This window comes from Francisella opportunistica (assembly GCF_003347135.1).
GTDB classification, from domain to species: domain Bacteria; phylum Pseudomonadota; class Gammaproteobacteria; order Francisellales; family Francisellaceae; genus Francisella; species Francisella opportunistica.
Window position 1 is genome coordinate 1,464,960 of record NZ_CP022377.1, and the last position, 21,149, is coordinate 1,486,108.

Below are 21,149 nucleotides of genomic sequence, written 5' to 3' on the forward strand. Positions count from 1 at the left end.
ACTTATAATAGAATCATATAGCTTAAGTAATTATTAAAATATACAAATGCGTATCACCTTAAAACAACTTCAAGTTTTTGTCAATACTGCAAAATCAGAATCAATCAGTGCCGGTGCAGAAAAGTGCTTCATCTCTCAGGCAGCGGCAAGTATGTCGCTGTCACAACTTGAAAATATGCTTGAGACAACACTATTTGACCGTGTTGGTAAGCGTATGAAACTAAATGCAAACGGTAAAGGTCTATTAGCTAAAGCTATTAAGATTTTAGATGAGATAGAGGAGTTTGAAACATTTAGCTCTAATAACACTTTGCTATCTGGAAAAATAGTTATTGGTGCAAGTACAACAATAGCAAATTATATCTTACCTAAATATGTTGCATTGTTTAGAAAACTCCATCCAGATACTGATTTTGAAATTATTTCTGGCAATACAAAAGAGATTATCAATAGTGTTGAATCACTAAACTGTGATGTTGGTTTTGTTGAAGGTGAATGTAATAGTCAGATAATAGCTACAACTTTATGGTCAAAAGATAACTTAAAAATAATTTGTCGTGCGAAGCATCCATTATCTGATAAAAAAAATATAAAGATAAAAGATTTGCTAGAATACGAATGGGCTACAAGAGAACAAGGCTCTGGCACATTTGAGATATTTTTTAATGCTTTAGAAGATAAAGTTTCTAGTATAAAGAAAGCAATAACATTACGCAGTTCAGAAGCTATAAAACAATATATTGCTTACAGTGATTGCTTAGCTTGCATATCTGAAGTGATTACAACCCAAGCTTTAGATGCGACTAAATATAGTATTCTTGAGGCTACAGATCTTGATCTAACGAGAAATTTCTACAAATTACTACACAAAAAGAAGTATCATACTGCCCTAACCCAAGCATTCTGTGATTTTATAGCAGAAGATATTAAATAGTTGCTGAGATAAACCTTGAAAATTTTAGCATTTAGCGCCATCTTTGTATATGAGTAATTAAAATTCAATGTAAGGAGATAATAAAATGTCTATAGGATTAATCCTACTAATAATAGTAGCTGTAATAGTTGTATATTTGGTTATAACATACAACAAACTAATAGCAGAAATCGAGACTGTTAAGAACTCTGAAAAACAAATAGATGTCCAACTAGATCGACGTGCTAAGGTATTTGACTCGTTAGTTAATGTTGTCAAAAAGTACATGGACTATGAGCAAACAACCTTAAAGCAAGTAGTAGCGCTAAGAAACCAAGCTAATCTTGCCAAGGAAAATGGTGATATTCAAGAAAGAATAAATGCCGAAAATAAAATTTCTGATCTTGCTAAAGGTATAAATGTACAGTTTGAAAACTATCCAGAGCTAAAAGCTAACCAAAATGTAATTCAATTACAAGAAGAAATCACCTCTACTGAAAACAAACTAGCTTTTGCTAAACAAGCACTTAATGACTCAATTGAAAGATATAATGCTCATAAAAAGTCTTTTTTTGCTGGAATTGTAGTTAATATATTTAAAAAGCTTAATGAAGACTTTGTTTACTGGAATATTTCTGAAGAGAAAAAACAACAATTAGAAGATTCAAGAGTGGAACTATAGAAAATGCCAGCTACTGATAATTTAGAATATGGCTCTGTAAATTGGCGTGAAGTTGTGCGTAAAAATACTTATCGCACCTATTTTGTAATTGCAACTTTTTTAGTAGTATTTTTCTTGTTAGGAATTTTTGTTGATACAATATGGCGTTATAGTGAGTTTGCAAATGCTTACTATAGTCACTATGGTGCTCAACTACCGATAGGACAAGTGTTTTGGTGGTTAGCAACTTTTCAGATCCCGCCTTATGCTACTTTGATAATCTCTGTTGTAGCAGTAATTTGGATATTTGTAACCTTTAGTATGTATGACAAAATCATGCTCTCAGGTACAGAATATCAAGAGATTACTGCAGATAATCAAGATCCTCTTGCACGTCGTGTTTATAATGTCGTTGAAGAAATGAAAGTAGCTGCTGGGATGCGGTATATGCCAAAGGTATTTTTAATTGATGCTAACTATATGAATGCTTTTGCATCAGGATATTCAGAGAAATCGGCGATGGTAGCTATCACAACAAAGCTTGCCAATGCGCTTAATCGTGATGAACTACAGGCTGTAATGGCTCATGAGCTAACGCATATTAGAAACCAAGATATTAAGCTAAATTTATTCACTATGGTTTTGTCTAATATGATGCTTATCATTATGGATTTCTTATTTTACTCAGCGCTTTTCTCAGGTAATAGTAATAACAACAATAACAACCGTAATAATAATGCTGCCGTATTTTTTATCATAATTATGATTTTAAGATATGTGTTACAGATCTTTACCATATTTATGATGCTGTTCTTAAGCCGTACAAGAGAGTATATGGCAGATGCTGGCGCTGTTGAACTAATGCGTACCAATATGCCAATGGCAAATGCGTTACTAAAGATCGCAAACGATAGCAAATCTGTAGAAGCTCAATATAGCTATAAGCATAATAAAAATGAAAATCTACGCCGTGCATCATATATTTTTGATCCTCTTAGTGCCGGAGTTAGCAATGGTGATATGTCTGATTTGTTTTCTACTCACCCATCTATCGAGAAAAGACTCACTTCAATTGGTGTTAAGCTTAGATAGTCTAGAAGCTTATTATCAATAGAAACCTCTTAATACCTAGTTTTTTTTAGCATGGTGTTAGTAGAAAAATACGCTATAATAAATATGTAAAAAACAGATTTAGAAATGATTAGAAAGTATTTAAAGCTTTTGCAAAAAAGAGTAACAATTTCTGAGCTTATAGTGAGATGCTGAAATAAATTCAGCATGACATTTTTATATGTAGTTAGCTGTAGCTTTGACTATAACTAGTATTTTAGCAGTATTTGTAACTTCTACTTACTCAAACTATGCAACTAGAACAAAAATAGCTAACCAAGTATCTCTAGTAACTGCATATACTCGTCAAGTATATAGATTTAAAAAAGACGGCAGGATTTTTATCTAATCTTTGGCCATTCTATATATAGTTAATGATTATAGTGCAGTTACCAAAAATATTAGTGAATCTGGCGCTAATATTATCAAAGCTAATGCTGAAAATGCAGATCCCTCAAAACTATCAATAAAAGAAGCAGAACAAGATGATAAGTTATGTAGCTCTTATTGATCTAAATTCTCTAAAAATCACTCCCGGAAAGATTGTTTAAACTATAATTTCTATTCTAAATATACTATAATAGCTAAGAATTTTTACTCAAAACTATATAACTCTAAACAATAAACACTAACTAACTACGAAAGAAGTAAATAAATGTCAGAGCAACAACCACGTAAAAAACTATCATTAGGCGATAGAAAAAAACCCTCTACAACTAGAGTGTCTAGTCTTAGTGTTAATCTTAAAACTAAGCTACAAACAAAAAAAGAAGATAATATACAAAGCTTTTTTAAAAATACTAATAAAGAGCTTAGAGAGCTGTACCAACAAAGACAAACACTTGAGGAGCAGATCAAGCAAATAGAACAAAGACTACTGTTTGCTAAAAGTGAACCATTACAAGATTTTTTATTTGAATTAAAATCAAAAGATTTTGAGCTACTTGTAAAAATTAATTCTTTTATAAATACTCTCTAATTTCTCAATTAGTAAATTAAGTGTTTTAGGATTACAACATAGATTAGAATATTGTTGCAAAAATCTCCTTGATACCTTTTTTAGCAAGTCCAAGCATTTTCGCAAATTCTTCTTCAGAGAAGTCTTTGCCTTCTGCGGTACCTTGAATCTCTATTATGCCGCCATTTGAATTCATAACCACATTCATATCAGTTTCTGCGTTTGAATCTTCATCATAATCAAGATCAAGTACCGGCTCGTTATTGTAAATACCAACAGATACTGCCGCAACCTGTGATAATAGAGGTTTTGCCTGCTCATCTAACATACCATTTTGTTTCATATATTTTATAGCATCTGCTATAGCTAATGATGCTCCAGTGATCGATGCAGTACGCGTACCACCATCAGCTTGAATCACATCACAATCAACCTTAATAGTATTTTCCCCTATAGCTGTAAGATCAACACTAGCACGTAATGCTCTACCTATTAGACGCTGAATTTCTTGAGTTCTTCCAGATTGCTTACCACGTGCTGCTTCTCTATCCATGCGAGTATGAGTTGAGCGCGGCAACATCCCATATTCTGCTGTTAGCCAACCTTCTCCACTATCTTTTTTAAATTTTGGTACACCTGCTACTACAGAGGCTGTACAGAGAACTTTAGTATCACCAAACTCAATAAGAACAGAGCCTTCTGCATGCTTTGTAAAATTATGTGTAACTTTTAGATTGCGTAGTTGATCATTATTTCTACCACTTGGACGCATTTTAGAATCCTTTTAATTAATTTCATAGCCTTATAAGTGTATAATTATACAAATCGAAATTAAAATAAGAAACCTTAACTTTAAGGTATTTCTAATATATGAATGTTATTAACAAAGATAATCTAAGCAAACAGCAAAGATATTGGCTTAATGATGCTAAAAACCTAGTTACAAGCTTATCTAAATTTTATGGTGAAATTAAACTAGATAAGATTTCACAACAACTTACTGATGTAAATGCTCTTGAACAATCTCTTTTAGCAATTCAAAGCGCGCTAGTAAGACAAATTACCCTTTCAAGTATCAACCAAACCTTAGTTTTTGCTAGGACAATTATTCCTGATAACACTTATGAGTATTTCACTCAAGAGTTAGATAAACTTGGTACTAAACCTATTGGTGATAATTTGCTTTTTGATAAAGCTAAATTTGCTAGAGATGAATTTATAATCCGTGAACTTACAGTTGAAGATTTTTATAATGAAACTGGTAGAAATATAGCTAAGGAAATATTCTCACGCAGCTCTATATTTGAATATAAAGTTAATCCAAAACTTAAATTTTTGATTACAGAATATTTTATAATTTTACCGGAGCACTACTAATTATGAATAAACAACAACTAAAAGCATATTTTATGCTGATGCGGCTACATCGCCCTATACCAATATTACTGATTTTATGGCCAACACTTACAGCATTAGTCTTAGCAAGCCATGGGATACCAAATATTAAGTATCTAGTTATTTTTACTATTGGCGTTGTAGTGATGCGCACTGTAGGTTGTATTGTTAATGATATAGCAGATATAGATTTTGACAAACATGTAGCTCGCACCAATACTCGCCCTCTTACAAGTGGGCAACTAAGTGTTAAAAATGCTATTTACCTTTGTCTAATTCTCATACTCGTTGCTTTTATTTGTGTGCTTTTTTTAAATATCTTTACAATCTTATTGTCTTTTGTGGCAATGTTTTTAGCTATCCTTTACCCTTTTTGTAAAAGATTTTTTGCGCTACCACAGCTAGTACTTGGCTTAGCTTTTAATTTTGGTATTTTTATGGCGTTCGCAGCTATACAAAATAAAATACCTCTAGAAGCCTGGATATTTTATCTATCGACAATTTGTTGGACCATAGCTTATGATACTATTTATGCGCTTGCTGATAGAGAGTTTGACCTAGAGATAGGTATTAACTCATCTGCTGTTTTATTCGGTGACAAAGTATTTAGATATATCTTTTTATTTAATTTGTTAGCTTTGGTTTTTCTGATAATTCTTGGTATTTATTGTGATTTTAATATATTTTTTTATCTAGGTGTTATTGTTTGCAGTTTATTTTTCATTAGAAATTATTTTTTATATAAAAAATTAGGCATTACTAACTGTATAAATGCTTTTTCTGCTAATCATTGGGTTGGTTTGGTGATTTTTATTATAATCGCGATACAATATATCTGTTAAAGGAGTTTTTATGATGGTAAATGTATTCTTTAAGCAGAAATAAACCACTACAAAAAGATAGCTCTAGAGGATGTTTTTAGCTGGATTAATATAAAGTTACTGCTGATATACAATTTTGCTAAAATCATCTACAGTCTATTTGCAAAATGGCTTTTTAAACATTTAGATCACTGTAAGATAAAATAGCTTTAAAGAGGAAAACAAATGAACTTAATAATTGGTGCAATCTTAGGTTTTATATCAGTAGCTTTTGGGGCATATGCCGAGCATGGTCTAAAGGTACAAATCTCAGCTGAGCATTTTGATTTTATCATGACTGCTCTACGCTATAATCAAATCTATGCTATTGTAATTAGTGGTATAGGTCTAGCTCTACTAAGTAGTAAACATCTATCTCAAAGCTTAATGCTTAAATTAAGTAGTTTTCTTTTTATTATCGGTACAGTACTTTTTAGCTTTAGTATTTATATCTCTATAGTTTGCAATATACAAAATGTTATGAAACTTGCTCCTATAGGTGGAACTATTTTAATGTTAGCTTGGATTAGCTTAGCGATAGCAGCCATCTCTCTGAAAAAGTATCTATCAAGATAGTTTTACAATACAGATATAAACAATTAGGCTAAAAATATCCAATAGACAAAAATATTAATTACTGTCATCGGAATACCAATTTTAGCAAATTCTAAGAAAGTTATTGTTAGGTCTGCTTTTTTTTCTGCATTATGGATTATGATAATATTACTTGCAGCTCCAAGTATTAGCAAATTACCAGCTATAGTACTAGCTGCCGCTAATACCATAATCTCTTTGTCAGTTGCGCCTAAATGACTAAGTAATGGTAAATAAATAGTTACTAATGGCACATTTGAAATTAACTGGCTAAGCACAACACTTACCACTAATATGACAGGAATAGAAACAAGGTTTATATCAAGATGATTTATAGCTAATTGGAAAAATCCACTTTGCCACACACTCGCCATTAATACAAACATTGCTGCAAAGAAAATTAAACTATGCCAATCTACTTTAGTCATTATCCTAACTCTGTTTTTACTAAAAAGCAAAATCGGTAAGGCTGCAATAACAGTGATATAAACTAATTTAATTTGCATTTGAAAATGTAGAAATGCCAAAATAATTTTGATAAATATTAAGCTTAGTAATATAGTCAAAGATACTTTAGCTAATAATGCTAAGTGCGGATCTTTTATTGATTCGTGGATGTGATTAAGCCGATAGTTATTATTAAGTTGTTTTTTGTAGAAAATTTTTATCAGCAGGAATGCTGCAAACAAGTTTACCAGTGTTGGGATACACAAATAACTAAAAAAAGTTATAAATGAATTATCTAAATTAGCTTGTGTCGCAATAAGGAAATTTTGCGGATTACCAAGAGGACTCATCACACTACCTATTGTCACAGCAAATGCTAATGTCAATAAAAGTACTTTGGGATTAATAGCATATTTTCTCGCAACTAATAACAGCATCGGAGTACCAATAATAGCCAAAGTATCATTCATAACAAGTGCTGAAGCTAACCCTGCTCCAAACAAAATATACAATAATAGTTGATTTATATTTTTTGCTCTTTTAAATATTTTATAAGATAAATAACTAAGATAACCACTCTCCTCAAGCGCCACACCAATCACAAACATGCTAAATAAAAACATCATCACATCTAAATTTATCGACTTCAAGGCATTAGCAATAGAAATTTGGTGTGTGATTAAGACAGTAATTGCACCTAAAAGCATTATTTGCCAGATTTGAAGCTTTATATTACCAATTTGTCTAATCGCAATGAGTATAAAAACACCAATTAAAACTATTATAGGGATTATCATATTATTTATAGCCTTTTTAGATATTATTAGTAAAATACAGACCAAATATAATAAAAATGGCGGAGAGGAAGAGATTCGAACTCTCGATAGTCGTTAAACTATACACGCTTTCCAGGCGTGCTCCTTCAACCACTCGGACACCTCTCCAAAGAGATATTAAGTATACAGTAAAAGCTTATATTTTCAACTTTTTAGACGATCATCACAATACCAGAAACAAACATCAAGGTGATAAATAAGCTCTTTAAAATTTTTGGTGAGATTATACCTAGATAGTTAACTGCCAAAAGACTTCCAGCCAAAGCAAATAAACCTGAAGAGATTAATAATGGTATACTTAGGTAACCAAACGTTAGTGGTACATTAACGTTAACCCCATATATAAGTATAAATGTAGCTACAGATGCATTAATTACTACGCACACACTAGTTATTGCTATAGCTTTTTTTATGTTTGTGCCTATTTTGACAAAAAACATCGTTGCAAAAGTTGTTGAGCTTGCTAAGACACTTAAAAGACCACAAAAACTGAAAATAGTATATTTAGCACTTCTTGTCAAATTTATGATTTTATTATCATTATGCAGTATCATCCATATACCACTACCAAATAATAATATTGCAAAAACTATTTTTAGCAACTCAGTATTTATATTTTTAGCTATTATTGAACCTATCAAAGCTCCTATTGATAGATAGAATAAATAGTATTTTAGCTCTCCTAGATCAATATTGCCTTTTTTATAATGTTTGAATGTGGCTATTGCACCTAAAAATATCGACATCCCACAACAAGTTGCTATAGCTATTTGCATCGCAAAGTTTGGCCCATAAGTATGAACTATAATATAGTAGAAAGCTGGCACAGCTATTAACCCAGCCCCTCCTCCTAGTAGCGTAGAAATAAAACTAGCTACAAAACCTACAATTGCTCCTAATACAATTAACATATATTTTTCCTATGATTTATTTAAGATAGTTATAGACAGTAGCTCTACTAATATTTAATGCATTAGCAATATATTTACTAGCGTTTTTACCGTCTAGTGCTCCTTGTTGTTTAAGTTCCAGAATCAAATCCCTCTTTTGATCTCTAGTTAGATTATCGACTGATAAATTATTATCTAAGCAATATTTCTGAACAAAAATATTAATTTTCTCATAAAAAGTATCCCTAAAAAGACTCTGTTTCTGCTGCGACATTTGTATATCATTATTCTTTAGAAATACATTTATCAAATTTTGATATCTATCAAACACTGAAACATCTAAATTTATACATAAAGTTCCTATAGCTAGATCTTGACTATCTTTGATAACCGTAATGATACATTTCATCTTACGACCATCATAATTTATCTTATCATATGGTCCAATTACAGCTTCATCATAAGCATCTAAATCTATATGGTCTAGATATGATATATCACCAACATCTCTTTTAGATATAGGATTAAATATTGCAGCTATTTTATTCTTAACTAAATCATGAATTACGACCTCTGCAAAAGGATGTAACAGCTTAGTTATAGCCTCTGCAATGTTTTTAAATGCTTTCAACTCGGCTCTCATTTCAATATTTAAAAATAATTTTTTAGATATTTTATTCTAAATTAGACACATATGTCAATAGATTTTTTTTAGTTTTTGAACTACGACATCTTTCAGAACAATATTTTACTTCATATAGCTAAATCAAGTTTGGTATTAGGCTTATTTCTTATACCTTTAGGTAAATTGCCCTTTAACTATTCTTGAATGCTTCTTACACTTATGTTGAATTTATTTAATAGCTTTAAAAAGCTCTTCTAATTTGAGATTTAATAACTTATTTATAAAATGATGAGAATACGTCATAAAATAAAATCAGCATACTACTCTTATACATAGTTAGCTTATAGCTCCTGATTTAAATAAGCTTAAGTTATTTTATTACAATACGAATATTAAGAAAATTTAATAAAGAGAAACTAATCAGCAATTAGATCATATTCAGTAGAGTCGGTAATCTCCACAGTTGCAAATTCACCTACTTGTAGATTTCTTTCTAGTGCATCACCAATAATTACTTGACCATCAACTTCAGGTGCATCATATTTAGTCCGCCCTATAGCATAGTTTTCAGCTTTATTTACCCCATCTATTATTACCTGCTGTGCTGTTCCAACGAATCGTTGTAACTTATCAGCACTTATTTGAGCTTGTAAACCCATGAACTCATCTAGTCTTTGTTGCTTAACTTCTTCAGAAATCAGATTATTAAACTGATTAGCCTTTGCACCCTCAACTTCGGAGTACTTAAAGCAACCAACTCTATCAAGCTGCGCTTTTTCAGCAAAATCCAATAAATGTTCAAAATCTGCTTCTGTCTCCCCCGGGAATCCAACGATAAACGTACTACGAATAGTTATATCTGGACAGATATCACGCCACTTATTGATTCTATCAAGTGTTTTCTGCGTATGTGCTGGACGCTTCATTCGCCTTAGAATCTCTGACGATGAATGCTGTAATGGTACATCAAGGTAAGGTAAGATTTTACCTTGAGCCATAAGTGGTACAATTTTATCAACATGTGGATATGGATAAACATAGTGCAGCCTTGTCCACATATCAAGCTCACCTAAAGCTGTTGCAAGGTCAATAACGTTGCTTTGATATTCTTTATTATTCCAAATACCTGATTTGTATTTGATATCTACACCATAAGCAGAAGTATCTTGAGATATCACAAGCAGCTCTTTAACCCCGGCATTTTTTAGCTTTTCAGCTTCTTTCATTATATTATCAATAGTACGGCTTTTGAGTTTGCCACGAATATCAGGAATGATACAGAAAGTACATGTATTGTTACATCCTTCTGATATTTTCAGATATGAATAATGTCTTGGTGTTAGTTTTATCCCTTGTGGTGGCACTAGTGAAACAAAGTCATTAGCAAATATCGGCGCATGATTATGCACAGCTTCGATTAGATTCTCATAATCTTGAGGGCCTGTAATACTTAGAACCTCTGGATGTTTTTCTTTGATTAGTTCTGCCTTATTACCTAAACAGCCTGTTACCAAAACTTTACCATTCTCAGCAATTGCTTCACCAATAACTTCTAATGACTCATCAATAGCAGAGTTTAGAAATCCACAAGTATTAACAATAACCATATCAGCGTTATCATAGCTATCAACTAGATCGTAACCCTCAGCTTTTAACTTAGTTATAATACGCTCAGAGTCAACAAGGTTTTTAGGACAGCCAAGACTGACAAAACCAATTTTAGGGATTTTAATCATCGTATTTAATTCAAACAAAAAATTATGCGACTATTTTAGAACAATTTAAGATAAAAAAATAGTAAAAGATAAAATTGTAAAATTAGATTTAGATTAGCGATTAATTTGATGAATTGCTTTCATCACATTTAGCACCAAAATCAATCTCTGTTCTTCTATCTAAGTAAAAAGCTTTTTCAGATGCTTTGTACATACATGAATCATTGACACCATCTTTACAGAACTCATCATAGAACTGAGTTGGCTCTGCAGCTGGTTTTAGCTTACCGTAGCTTACTACACAGATTTGATCTTTATTAACATTCTTACCTAGTAAGTAGTTATATACAGCTTCAGCACGTTTCTGACCAAGGTTAAAGTTATATTTATCACTACCTCTTGGGTCAGTATTACCTGATAACTTAATTGGTTGATCAGGATGAGCTATTAGATAGTCTGCGGTTTTATCAAGGCACTCTTTAGCATCATCAGTAATATTATAGCTATCAAAACCAAAATATACTGATCTACAGTTAATATTCATAAGTTCTTTTTTCATTTGCTCAACTTGATCTGAGTTCATCTTATCAGAACCATAAATCTGCGAAGACATTTCTAGAGCTTGTGAACTATCTACCCCAGCATATTTATCTTTGATTAAATCACTATTATCTGGTCTAGTGCTAGAGCAACTTGCCAACATAAGCATAGAACCTATAACTGCTAAGCTTATAATATTCTTTTTCATAATTTTTAACTCCTATTATTTTTTAATCATTATCGAATCCTGAAACAACATAATTACCGCCACCATCAGCAAACCCTGTATCACTTGCACCATAGTTATCAGCTGATTTAAGTGTACTAATAAAACCTGGACCACTGCTTTCATTAAGAGAAGAACCATCTAAGCTAGCATTTGCATTAGGCATCAAACTAGGCCCTTTATACCATGCGCAGCTTGTAACTAACAAAGCGAAAAAGCCAATCAAACATATCTTAATAGCAACTTGCATATTCATCCCTTAAAAGTTTTTTGGTGACCAACTTGGTGATTGTATTAGAATATTACCATTATCAGCGCTTTCAATATTAAAATGGTTATCTCCATCTAATGATACCATATCTAACGAGCTATAACCTCTAGTGTTGGTTGAGATATAAGCAACCATATCACCATATGGCGAAACTGTCGGTGAACTATCTGCTTTGCCATTTGTCAATATAGTAATATTTCCACTAGCTAAATTAAAATCAGCAATTTGTGTGCCACTTGAACGTGAACTTTGGTTCATAAATACTATATTTTTGCCATCTAGAGTATAGTTTGGCTCGTATGCCTGATATATTTTTGTACTTAATATTGATGATTGTGGATATTTTGAGTTTACAGAGGCTACATACATATTTGGTCGACCATCTCTATCAGATGTAAACACTATGCTTTGTCCATTTGGAGAGAATTTTGGTGCTGTATTTATACCATTTATCGTGATCCTCTTTAATGCTTTTGTAGCTAAATTCATGATATAGATATTAGTTTGATCAGAATACCCTTTCGATAGCGCTAAGGTGATTTCTTTACCATCTGGTGAAAACGATGGTGCACTATTTATACCTTTGTAATTAGTTATACGTGTGACTTTACCAGTTGCTATTTCTAAAGTATAGACACCCATACTGCCACCGCTATAACTTGAGTAAACGATATATCGACCATCATTTGACCATGATGGCGTTGCTATTGGGTTATCAGTTTGTCTTAGTACAACATGCTTATTGTAACCATCATAGTCAGATATAATAAGCTCATATACTCTACCATATCTTGCATATGGATTACTTACCTTGACATATGCTAACTTAGTTAAAAAGAAGCCTTGCTCACCTGTAAGCTTATGATAAATATAGTTAGAAATCTTATGCGCCAACGTTCTCACTAGAGCAACATTTATATTTTTATAAGTAATTGCTTGTAAATAACTTGTATCATTTCTCTTAAGAATCTGTACTTCTACACTATAATTATTATATGAATTCTTTGTATATTTTGTTAAAACAACATAGTCAGATTTTAGGCTTTTCCAAGGAATATTTTGCTTTTGCTTAATTTCATACTTAATCGTATCATTACCCTGTAATTTAGCATTATGGTTTAAATCTGCAACTATTACAGAATTTAGCTGTTGTGGAAATTGATCGACAACATTATCACTAACAACTGTAACTAACGGTTTTTGAATTATTCCAGTAGTTACCTCCGCAACAAGATTGGCATAGAGATTAGAGATAAAAAAAACAATTATTGAAAAGCTAACAATGATTTTTCTCATAATATTCCTCTTTAACTTTGTTTAAATATAAAGCTTATATTTTCTGTTTGTATAGTTTTTCTTGCCACATTATTCGTAATCACAGGCGGTGTAGTATTCTTAATCGCATCAATTAATGATTGATCACATCTATAATTACCCGATGTGCCTGTAAGCTTAATAAATTTACCGTCTCTAATAATTGCGCGGGGTAAATCATAAATTCCTCTACAAGAGTCTTTAATCCAGTTAGCACCAACTCGATCTTGATACTCAGCAATATAGCTAGAAATAGCTGATTGCGCCTGATTTTGCTCAATTTGTTTCCTAGCAGCGGCTTCTGCTTCTGCTCTAGCTTTTGCTAATCTCTCTTGGCGAGCTTGTTGCTCTGCTTGTTGCTCTGCTTGTTGTTTTGCTTTAAGTTCTTGTTCTTTTTTGCGTTGTACCTCTTGTAGAGCTTTTTGCTCTGCCTCTAATTTTGCCTTGTGTTCTGCTTCAAGTTTAGCTTGCTTTTCTTCTTCAGCTTTACGCTTTTGTTCAGCTTCTTTTTGCTTTTTCTCTTCTGCTTGGCGTTTTGCTGCTAAATTAGCTTTTCTTTTAGCTTCAAGTTTTGCTCTCTTTTCAGCTTCAGCTTTTTCCTTCATCTCTTGCTGGTGACGCTTTAAAGCTTGTAGCTTAGCTTGTTTGATTTCTTCTTTCGCTTGCTTTAATTCTTGCTGATGATTTTCGTAAGCAGAGATTTGTTTATTTAACTCACTGCTACTTATTGAGGTGGCTTGGATAATCTCAAATTTCTTTGGCATATTTGAAACTTGCGCACTCAAAGATGCCTGTGTTGATTCAAATCTTAGACTACTGACAAAAGATAAAATATACAACAAAATTATCAAAGCAATATGGATTAATATAGCCTTAACTAAAAATGGATTCTCCTCTATTTGCTTGTTACAAAAGCGTAAGAATTTATGATAATTAAGATTTGCCATCTTCTGTGACTAACCCCACTTTATCAACTCCTGCTCTTTGAATAAGAGCCATAGCTTTTACAACCTCACCATAACTTGCACTACTATCACCTCTCACATAAACGGGCTTACCAGGATTCTGCTGTGACAAACTCACTACTGCATTTGCTAATGCTCCTGAACTTAAAGGTGTTTTAGTATCATTAACTCCTTGATTGATAAAATACTCACCCTGTTTATTTACTGTAACGACTATTGGCTTGCTATCGTTTGAAGGTATCTTTTCTGATTGTGCTTTAGGTAGATCAACCTTTACACCTTGAGTTAAAATAGGTGTTGTAATCATAAAAATTACTAGTAGTACCAGCATAACATCAATGTAAGGTACTACATTGATTTGCACCATAGGCCGCTGTTTTCTAAAAAATCTTTTATTTCTTTTTTTCATAAGCAAAAGTCTTTATTACAAACTTTCTTGATTTTGATGTTGGATTTCATCTCGGTGAGCTTCCTTTAGAAGTAAGATGCACAAATCATCTTGGAATGACTCATAGCTTGATAAAATATCATCAACCTGGTTAGACAGTTTACTATGACCAATAACCGCAGGAATCGCAACAAAAAGGCCTAATGCTGTAGCTATCAAAGCCTCAGCAATATGTGGTGCAACTACCGAAATTGTCGCTTGTTCGACACCACCAAGAGTATTAAATGATGACATAATTCCCCATACAGTTCCAACTAGACCAATATAAGGTGCCACCGCTCCTATTGTTGCTAGCGCTGGAAGTTTTTTATCTAGCTCCTTTGCTTCTTGTGATATTGCTATACTGACAGTCCTCTCCATACCCTCTAGGATAGTATCTCCCCTTAACATACAAGTATCTTTAAGATTATTAAACTCTCTTAAACCCGAACAAAATATTATTGACTTACCAAAAATATTTTCTTTATGTTGTAAATAATAATCATATAATTTTTGGATATGGTGGCCAGCCCAAAATAGCTTATCAAACTGCACCTGTTCATTACGATACTTTTTAACACGATTATTGACTTCAAGCATGATTGCCCACGAGTAGACAGACATCGCAACTAAAGCTAGCATAATAATTTGAACTATAAAGTTTGCATGTAGTACTAGCTCAACTAAAGAAATAGAATTATCCATAAATATTCCCAAAAAATTGTAATTATTTATTTTCCCAAGCACACTGCAGTTAATTATACGAAAACTACTATCAATTATAAACCATTTAATGCATCTAAATTAAATATAAATCTGTTATTATTAAGGCACAAAAACTTTATAAGGTATACCATGAAGAAAACGACTTTATTGACTTTAGCTATAATTACTACGGCTTTAATATCATGCGCAAGCTCTCAAGGTGATTCATTTGGTTATGTAGTTCCGCCACCAACTCAACAAGACTTAGAGTCAAATGAGCCAGGACCTATGCAGCAACCTGGAGGAGTATCGGCTGGAATCATAGCTGAGCAAGGTCACACAAACCATGATGCTTTTATAACGATCAAAGAATAAAGACTATTTTTCAATATCTATTATTTTCTTGCCATCGACTGATGATACTTCATTTAGATCACTATTTTTAATTTTAGATTTATACCTATAATGAGATATCGGACCTGCTAGAGCATAGCCTATCATAATCAAATAAAGCAATTTGTCAGGCATCGTAAATAACATAAGAATAATCAGAATAAAACAAATCACATACAGCTTACTGATATTACCTTTACCATCACTATCTTTGAAACTTCTAAATTTAATATCACTGACCATCATAAAAGCAAGATATAAAGCTGTGAAAACAGTTAAGATTACAGTTATAAAAGCATAATCACCAACAAATGTTCTTTGCCCCATCCAGATTAATCCTGATATAGTCACAGCACCAGCTGGGCATGGCATACCATAAAAGTATAAACGACGCTCAATTATACTTTCCTCTGAATTATCGCCAGCAGGCATAGTATCAAACTTAGCTAATCTTAGCGCTACAGCAAGTAAGTATAAAAATGAAATAGCTGCACCTAATGCTCCGATGTTATGCAAACTCCAAAAATACATAACTAAAGCTGGGGTAGCTCCAAATGAAACTACATCTGCTAAGCTATCTAAAGCAGCTCCAAACTCAGTTTGAGTATGTGTATATCTAGCGACTCTACCATCAAAAGCATCTGCAAAACCTGCTAAAAGCATATACACCGCAGATGAGACAAAATTACCATTAAAAGCTGCTATAATTGCCAAGAAAGCAAATAGTAAACTAGCACTAGTAAACAAACTAGGTAGTATATACTTCGATCTTTTCATATCTATATTTTCTAATAACCACATAATCATTTCACCTTCTATTTTCTTAATAAATCAGGCCTTAACACTTCAGCTCCACGCAAGTAGATATGTTTAATATTTGTTTGAGTTTTGCCAGTATTATATGTCAACATAACTCTAATACAATGCTCTAAAGCTCCATCACGCATCATCTGTTGACAATCTATTAATGGAATATCAACCAAACCAATCTCACGCGCTGCAACAGCTGGAAACTCTGATTTGATATCAGTAGTTGCAGTAAATATTATATTTACAATATCACTAGTTCTAACATCATTATGCTTAATAATTTGTTGCAAAAGCTCTTTTGTAGCATTTATGACATCCTCTCTACTATCTTTGTCTACAGTAGTAGCACCCCTAATTGATCTTTGCATATCAGTTTACCTTAATTGAGCCAATTTTTTGCTTCAAAAGCCTTGGCAGTGGGAAATAAACCTCTTCTTTAATACCTTCAAACTCCTCAACCTCAACTTCTGCCGAGCAAACTTTAGATATCTGGCTAATTATTTGCTGAACCAGGTATTCTGGCGCAGAAGCACCAGCACTCACACCACAGACTTTTTTATTCTCAAACCACGACTTATCGACATCTAAAGAATTATCAACAAGATACGCATCTATGCCTTCTAAAGTAGCCAACTCTTTTAATCTGTTAGAGTTAGAACTGTTCTGCGAACCTACTACAACTAAAACATCAATATACTTAAGCATTGCTTTTATTGCTGTTTGACGATTTTGTGTTGCATAACAAATGTCTTCTTTTTTAGGCCCTTTAATATTTGGGTATTTGTTTTTTAAGGCTTGTATTATTCCCAGTGTCTCATCTACAGATAAAGTAGTTTGAGTTGCATAATAAAGGTTATCTGGGTCATTTATTTTTAGCTTATCGAGATCTTCTTCACTTTCTATAAGATATATTGCACCTTTTTTACTACGATACTGCCCCATAGTACCTTGGACTTCTGGATGGCCTTTGTGCCCAATCAAGATACATTCTGCATCGTTATTACTTGCTAAACGCACTCCCCTATGCACTTTGGTAACTAAAGGACATGTAGCATCATAAAGCACCAGGTTCTTCTTCGCTGCAGCCTCTTCAACTTTTAAAGAAACTCCATGGGCACTAAAAATACATACAGCATCATCTGGTACTTCAACAACTTCTTTAACAAAGATTACACCCTTCTTCTTAAGTGAATCAACGACAACTTTATTATGAACAACCTCATGGCGCACATAAATAGGCGATTTTTCAACTTCTAAGACTTTTTCTACTGTCTCGACAGCACGACTTACGCCAGCACAAAAGCCTCTTGGATTAGCTAGTAATATCTTCACCTAAATCCTCCTCTTTCTCAGCCACATCTAAAATTTTAGCTTCAAACACGATTATTTGACCCGATAATGGATGATTAAAATCTACCGTAACATCTTGCTCATTAATCTCTGTAATCAACCCTGGTAACTTAGAGCCATCTTTTTGGCTAAAAGAAACTATAAGCCCCTCTTCTAACTGCATATCTTTAGGAAATCTATATTTAGGTACCGAGTAAATGCTTGCAGGATGTTTTTCACCAAATGCTTCTTCTGGCATTAGAACTACTCGTTTGATTTCACCAATTGATGTCCCCATAAGTTCATTTTCTACTTTTTCAGTAAAACATCCCTGACCCATCTGAAATACAAAAGGCCTATTATAATTCTCTGTATCCTCGGCAATAGAACCATCTTTAAGTCTAAACTTAAAGTGCATTTTTACAAAAATATTTGGAGCAATTTTCATGCTATTTTATTTATATACTTTTTGCACTCTAAGATACCATATTTAAATACTTTAGTCATCTTTTGTTTGCATCCATGCTGGTTTTTCATATCGTTAGATTATTAAATTAATTAGAGTTACGACAAATACTATTCACACTCATAAGTTTATAGTAAACTTAAGACTATAAAATACCATTTTAGGTTTTATGATATGAAAAAATTACTAAAATTAGGTTTAGCGTTATCATTAATTACAACAATCACAGCCTGCCAATCACTAGATGGCGACAAAGATAAAAACAATGGACCGCTCACATTTCCTAATTTAGAACCATGTACTCCCGAGTTACTTCAATCGAGTAAATCATTTATTTGTGTAAAAGAGCAAACAGGTCCTAATCTAATTGAAACAAATATAAAATTTGAAGCTGATAGCTACACGCTAAATGCTCAAGCTAAAGAAGTATTAAATAAGCTTTTTGCATACCTAAAACTATCTGATACAACAACATTTACAATTAGAGGCTACGCTGGAAAAATTGAATCAAAAATTTTGACGGATCAAAAGATTTTAACTGATTATAACATCAGATTATCAAAAAATCGAGCTACTAGTGTTGAAGAATATCTTGTAAATAAGGGGATTGATTCTGTTGATGGAATCACAATTAAAGCATTAGGCTACCAAGATCCTATCGCACCAAATGATTCAACTTCAAGTAGAGCTATAAATCAAAGAGTTGAAATCACGCTAAAAAGTAGACTTATTGAGCAAATTGAAAATATACAAAACAACTTAGAGCATGTCAAACCTGCTGAATATACAAAATTCTTTTCAAATGTTTATTTACTTAATAATGATCAACTAAATAATGTTTCTAGAATATATGATTCTAGAGAGAAACGCCCGATATTAGGTATTAACTTTAAAATTTTTGCTGATAAACAATATACTGCAGCTAAGGATAATAGCAACTTTATAATAATATCTGAGCCAAAACCAATATCTGCATTTAATGATGATAAAAAAGTCTACAGACTAGGTACAGCAAAATATGATTATACATTCAAAGGTATTACAGCCATGACAATCTCTAACCTAAATCGAGAAGCTAGTGTTGGTGATTATGTAATTCCTAATGAAATTGTTTCACAAAAACTGCCAGAACAAACTTTCAAAATGAAAAGTAAGATAACAGCTAATGTCCTTGAAGATGTAATGAACACAAATACATTCTCATCCTCTTATAACAGTGTCTTACTCAATAAAGGTTCTGCAGATGGTTTAAAAGTTGGCGCAGAAATGATTTTATATGAACCAGAAACTAGAACTGATGGTTTTCCAGTCCCGCCCAAGTATATTGGCTATGGCTTCATTTATAGAGAGTCTCGACACTATTCTATAGCACTGATTGTCAACTCATTACAAGAAATCACAAGTGAATCAATGGCAACAACTATTTTATAATGATTGATAATACTACCAAAAGCTTAATTGCTCTTTCTATTACACCTTATTTTGGAAATATAAGGTTTCTCAAGGCTAGAGAAAATAACTTTGACTTTAATGAAGTTGTTAGCTCACCAAGCAAATACATAAAAAGTTTATCTCTGCGTCAAGAGAGTCTAGATTTTCTTAATGAAAAAAAATATTTGACGTATTTAGATAAAGTTTCTAAATGGTTGGATAAGAATAACAAAAACCATATAATATCATACTTAGATATTCGTTATCCACTTAACCTTAAACAAATAGTGAACTCTCCTTTGATACTATATTGCAGCGGTAATATAGATCTTCTTAATAGTCAACAGTTAGCTATAGTTGGCGCCAGAAATCATTCTAGCTATGGCAAAAATGTCACAGCAAGGCTTTGTACAGAGCTCAAAGGCTCACAGATATCTATAACAAGTGGGCTAGCATACGGCATAGATACTTTAGCTCATAAGTATGCTATTGATAATAATCTTAATACTATTGCAGTTGTAGGTACTGGTATAGATGTTATATATCCAAGCGCAAATAGAGAGCTTTACAATAAAATAATCAACTCCAATGGTCTAGTAATTTCCGAATTTCCGTTAGGAACAGGCGCGTTACGTTATAATTTTCCTCAAAGAAATCGTATAATTAGTGGCTTATCTAAAGGAGTAGTTGTTGTAGAAGCTGCTAGTAAGAGTGGCTCTTTGATAACTGCTGAACTTGCATTAGAGCAAAATAAAGAAGTTTTTGCAATACCAGGCAGTATTTTTAGTACTACTAGCCAAGGCTGTAATGAACTTATAAAACAAGGAGCTAAGCTTGTTTGTAACATTAATGATATTCTTGAAGAGATAAATATAACCTCAAGTGCTGCTCAAACACCAATCTCCAACACACAAGACAACAAAACCTTCAACCTCAGCGAATCCGAAAAAATAATTTTAAATACTATAAATAAAGAACTAACTACTATTGATAAAATTATTATGCAATCAAAACTCCCATATAATCAAATAACATCAATTTTATTTGAACTAGAACTTAAATCATTAATTGAGACTATTCCTGGCGGATATATAAAACTTTAGTAAAACATTTATCATAATAAACCAGAGGGAACTTAAATGAATGACAGTATATCAGGGTAACCATAAGTTTGAACTTGATACTCCATGCCTAGTCATAGGTAAAATAAAACTCATAGATAATATTAAGCTTATGCAAGAATTTAATTAAGCCAAAGATAAAGAGAC

27 protein-coding genes, 1 tRNA gene and 1 pseudogene are annotated in these 21,149 nt (G+C 32.5%); 13 read left to right on the forward strand and 16 right to left on the reverse strand.

Features of this window, described 5'->3' with window-relative positions:
* Positions 1-46 precede the first annotated feature (46 nt).
* From CGC45_RS07150 to CGC45_RS07170, 6 genes are all read left to right on the forward strand, one after another.
* Entirely contained in the window at positions 47-934 is an 888-nt protein-coding gene (locus CGC45_RS07150) for a LysR substrate-binding domain-containing protein (RefSeq protein ID WP_071629622.1), read from the forward strand.
* Positions 935-1,019: 85 nt separating this feature from the next.
* Entirely contained in the window at positions 1,020-1,595 is a 576-nt protein-coding gene (locus tag CGC45_RS07155; RefSeq protein ID WP_071629623.1) for a LemA family protein, read from the forward strand.
* A 3-nt stretch (positions 1,596-1,598) separates the two neighbouring features.
* Positions 1,599-2,666 carry a zinc metalloprotease HtpX gene (gene htpX / locus CGC45_RS07160; RefSeq protein ID WP_071629624.1) on the forward strand — a complete coding sequence of 356 codons (1,068 nt, stop codon included), beginning with the start codon at positions 1,599-1,601 and terminating at the stop codon, positions 2,664-2,666.
* A gap of 217 nt (positions 2,667-2,883) precedes the next feature.
* Positions 2,884-3,033 (forward strand): hypothetical protein, encoded by a 150-nt coding sequence (locus CGC45_RS09380; RefSeq protein ID WP_232310090.1) that lies wholly within the window; start codon positions 2,884-2,886, stop codon positions 3,031-3,033.
* A gap of 3 nt (positions 3,034-3,036) precedes the next feature.
* Positions 3,037-3,195: a hypothetical protein gene (locus tag CGC45_RS09385; RefSeq protein WP_232310091.1), complete on the forward strand. Its 159-nt coding sequence runs from the start codon at positions 3,037-3,039 to the stop codon at positions 3,193-3,195.
* Positions 3,196-3,339: 144 nt separating this feature from the next.
* Positions 3,340-3,663, forward strand: a complete 324-nt coding sequence (locus tag CGC45_RS07170) for a hypothetical protein (protein WP_071629625.1) — start codon at positions 3,340-3,342, stop codon at positions 3,661-3,663.
* A 43-nt stretch (positions 3,664-3,706) separates the two neighbouring features.
* Here the strand turns inward: CGC45_RS07170 and rph are convergent, their stop codons facing one another.
* Positions 3,707-4,414: a ribonuclease PH gene (rph, locus tag CGC45_RS07175; protein ID WP_071629626.1), complete on the reverse strand. Its 708-nt coding sequence runs from the start codon at positions 4,412-4,414 to the stop codon at positions 3,707-3,709.
* Between the two features lie 98 nt (positions 4,415-4,512).
* Between rph and CGC45_RS07180 the strand changes: the two genes are divergently transcribed.
* The 4 genes and pseudogenes from CGC45_RS07180 to CGC45_RS07190 all read left to right on the forward strand — a co-directional run bounded on the left by CGC45_RS07180 (position 4,513) and on the right by CGC45_RS07190 (position 6,473).
* A complete protein-coding gene (locus CGC45_RS07180) occupies positions 4,513-5,019 on the forward strand; it encodes a chorismate--pyruvate lyase family protein (protein WP_071629627.1) in 507 nt (168 codons plus the stop codon).
* A gap of 2 nt (positions 5,020-5,021) precedes the next feature.
* Positions 5,022-5,879 (forward strand): 4-hydroxybenzoate octaprenyltransferase, encoded by an 858-nt coding sequence (gene ubiA, locus CGC45_RS07185; protein ID WP_071629628.1) that lies wholly within the window; start codon positions 5,022-5,024, stop codon positions 5,877-5,879.
* A gap of 93 nt (positions 5,880-5,972) precedes the next feature.
* Positions 5,973-6,065: pseudogene (locus CGC45_RS09555) on the forward strand (DUF393 domain-containing protein); the annotation flags it as partial.
* An 18-nt stretch (positions 6,066-6,083) separates the two neighbouring features.
* Positions 6,084-6,473 (forward strand): DUF423 domain-containing protein, encoded by a 390-nt coding sequence (locus CGC45_RS07190; RefSeq protein ID WP_071629629.1) that lies wholly within the window; start codon positions 6,084-6,086, stop codon positions 6,471-6,473.
* A gap of 23 nt (positions 6,474-6,496) precedes the next feature.
* Here the strand turns inward: CGC45_RS07190 and CGC45_RS07195 are convergent, their stop codons facing one another.
* The 11 genes from CGC45_RS07195 to tolQ form a co-directional block, all read right to left on the reverse strand.
* Positions 6,497-7,735, reverse strand: a complete 1,239-nt coding sequence (locus CGC45_RS07195; protein ID WP_071629630.1) for an ArsB/NhaD family transporter — start codon at positions 7,733-7,735, stop codon at positions 6,497-6,499.
* 57 nt (positions 7,736-7,792) lie between these two features.
* Positions 7,793-7,882 (reverse strand) — tRNA-Ser (locus CGC45_RS07200).
* Positions 7,883-7,926: 44 nt separating this feature from the next.
* Positions 7,927-8,685: a sulfite exporter TauE/SafE family protein gene (locus tag CGC45_RS07205; protein ID WP_071629631.1), complete on the reverse strand. Its 759-nt coding sequence runs from the start codon at positions 8,683-8,685 to the stop codon at positions 7,927-7,929.
* A 16-nt stretch (positions 8,686-8,701) separates the two neighbouring features.
* A complete protein-coding gene (locus CGC45_RS07210; protein ID WP_071629632.1) occupies positions 8,702-9,307 on the reverse strand; it encodes a helix-turn-helix transcriptional regulator in 606 nt (201 codons plus the stop codon).
* Between the two features lie 398 nt (positions 9,308-9,705).
* Positions 9,706-11,025 carry a 30S ribosomal protein S12 methylthiotransferase RimO gene (gene rimO, locus CGC45_RS07215; RefSeq protein ID WP_071629633.1) on the reverse strand — a complete coding sequence of 440 codons (1,320 nt, stop codon included), beginning with the start codon at positions 11,023-11,025 and terminating at the stop codon, positions 9,706-9,708.
* Between the two features lie 100 nt (positions 11,026-11,125).
* Entirely contained in the window at positions 11,126-11,755 is a 630-nt protein-coding gene (locus CGC45_RS07220) for an OmpA family protein (protein ID WP_071629634.1), read from the reverse strand.
* Positions 11,756-11,774: 19 nt separating this feature from the next.
* On the reverse strand, positions 11,775-12,020 hold the full coding sequence (locus CGC45_RS07225) for a hypothetical protein (protein WP_071629635.1): 246 nt from the start codon (positions 12,018-12,020) through the stop codon (positions 11,775-11,777).
* Positions 12,021-12,029: 9 nt separating this feature from the next.
* On the reverse strand, positions 12,030-13,337 hold the full coding sequence (locus tag CGC45_RS07230; RefSeq protein WP_071629636.1) for a beta-propeller domain-containing protein: 1,308 nt from the start codon (positions 13,335-13,337) through the stop codon (positions 12,030-12,032).
* Positions 13,338-13,348: 11 nt separating this feature from the next.
* On the reverse strand, positions 13,349-14,302 hold the full coding sequence (gene tolA, locus CGC45_RS07235; protein ID WP_071629637.1) for a cell envelope integrity protein TolA: 954 nt from the start codon (positions 14,300-14,302) through the stop codon (positions 13,349-13,351).
* A complete protein-coding gene (tolR, locus tag CGC45_RS07240) occupies positions 14,289-14,729 on the reverse strand; it encodes a protein TolR (RefSeq protein ID WP_071629638.1) in 441 nt (146 codons plus the stop codon). Before tolR ends, tolA begins: the two co-directional genes overlap by 14 nt.
* Positions 14,730-14,744: 15 nt before the next feature.
* Positions 14,745-15,452, reverse strand: coding sequence for a protein TolQ (gene tolQ / locus CGC45_RS07245; protein WP_071629639.1), 708 nt, complete (start codon positions 15,450-15,452; stop codon positions 14,745-14,747).
* 150 nt (positions 15,453-15,602) lie between these two features.
* On the opposite strand from tolQ, the gene CGC45_RS07250 reads away from it, so the two are divergent.
* The gene (locus tag CGC45_RS07250) at positions 15,603-15,827 is read left to right on the forward strand and encodes a hypothetical protein (protein ID WP_071629640.1); all 225 of its coding nucleotides are present in this window, start codon (positions 15,603-15,605) and stop codon (positions 15,825-15,827) included.
* 3 nt (positions 15,828-15,830) lie between these two features.
* Here CGC45_RS07250 and CGC45_RS07255 read toward each other — a convergent pair whose 3' ends face one another.
* The 4 genes from CGC45_RS07255 to CGC45_RS07270 are packed head-to-tail and all read right to left on the reverse strand — an operon-like array spanning position 15,831 to position 18,432.
* Complete coding sequence (locus CGC45_RS07255; RefSeq protein ID WP_114702117.1) at positions 15,831-16,652, reverse strand: CDP-alcohol phosphatidyltransferase family protein; 822 nt, start codon at positions 16,650-16,652, stop codon at positions 15,831-15,833.
* An 8-nt stretch (positions 16,653-16,660) separates the two neighbouring features.
* Positions 16,661-17,023, reverse strand: a complete 363-nt coding sequence (aroH, locus tag CGC45_RS07260; protein WP_071629642.1) for a chorismate mutase — start codon at positions 17,021-17,023, stop codon at positions 16,661-16,663.
* A gap of 1 nt (position 17,024) precedes the next feature.
* Positions 17,025-17,987, reverse strand: coding sequence for a 4-hydroxy-3-methylbut-2-enyl diphosphate reductase (ispH, locus tag CGC45_RS07265; RefSeq protein ID WP_071629643.1), 963 nt, complete (start codon positions 17,985-17,987; stop codon positions 17,025-17,027).
* Entirely contained in the window at positions 17,968-18,432 is a 465-nt protein-coding gene (locus CGC45_RS07270; RefSeq protein ID WP_071629644.1) for an FKBP-type peptidyl-prolyl cis-trans isomerase, read from the reverse strand. The genes ispH and CGC45_RS07270 overlap by 20 nt, the downstream gene beginning before the upstream one ends.
* Positions 18,433-18,624: 192 nt before the next feature.
* On the opposite strand from CGC45_RS07270, the gene CGC45_RS07275 reads away from it, so the two are divergent.
* The gene (locus CGC45_RS07275) at positions 18,625-19,881 is read left to right on the forward strand and encodes an OmpA family protein (protein ID WP_071629645.1); all 1,257 of its coding nucleotides are present in this window, start codon (positions 18,625-18,627) and stop codon (positions 19,879-19,881) included.
* A complete protein-coding gene (gene dprA / locus CGC45_RS07280; protein WP_071629646.1) occupies positions 19,881-20,984 on the forward strand; it encodes a DNA-processing protein DprA in 1,104 nt (367 codons plus the stop codon). Before CGC45_RS07275 ends, dprA begins: the two co-directional genes overlap by 1 nt.
* Positions 20,985-21,149 lie beyond the last annotated feature (165 nt).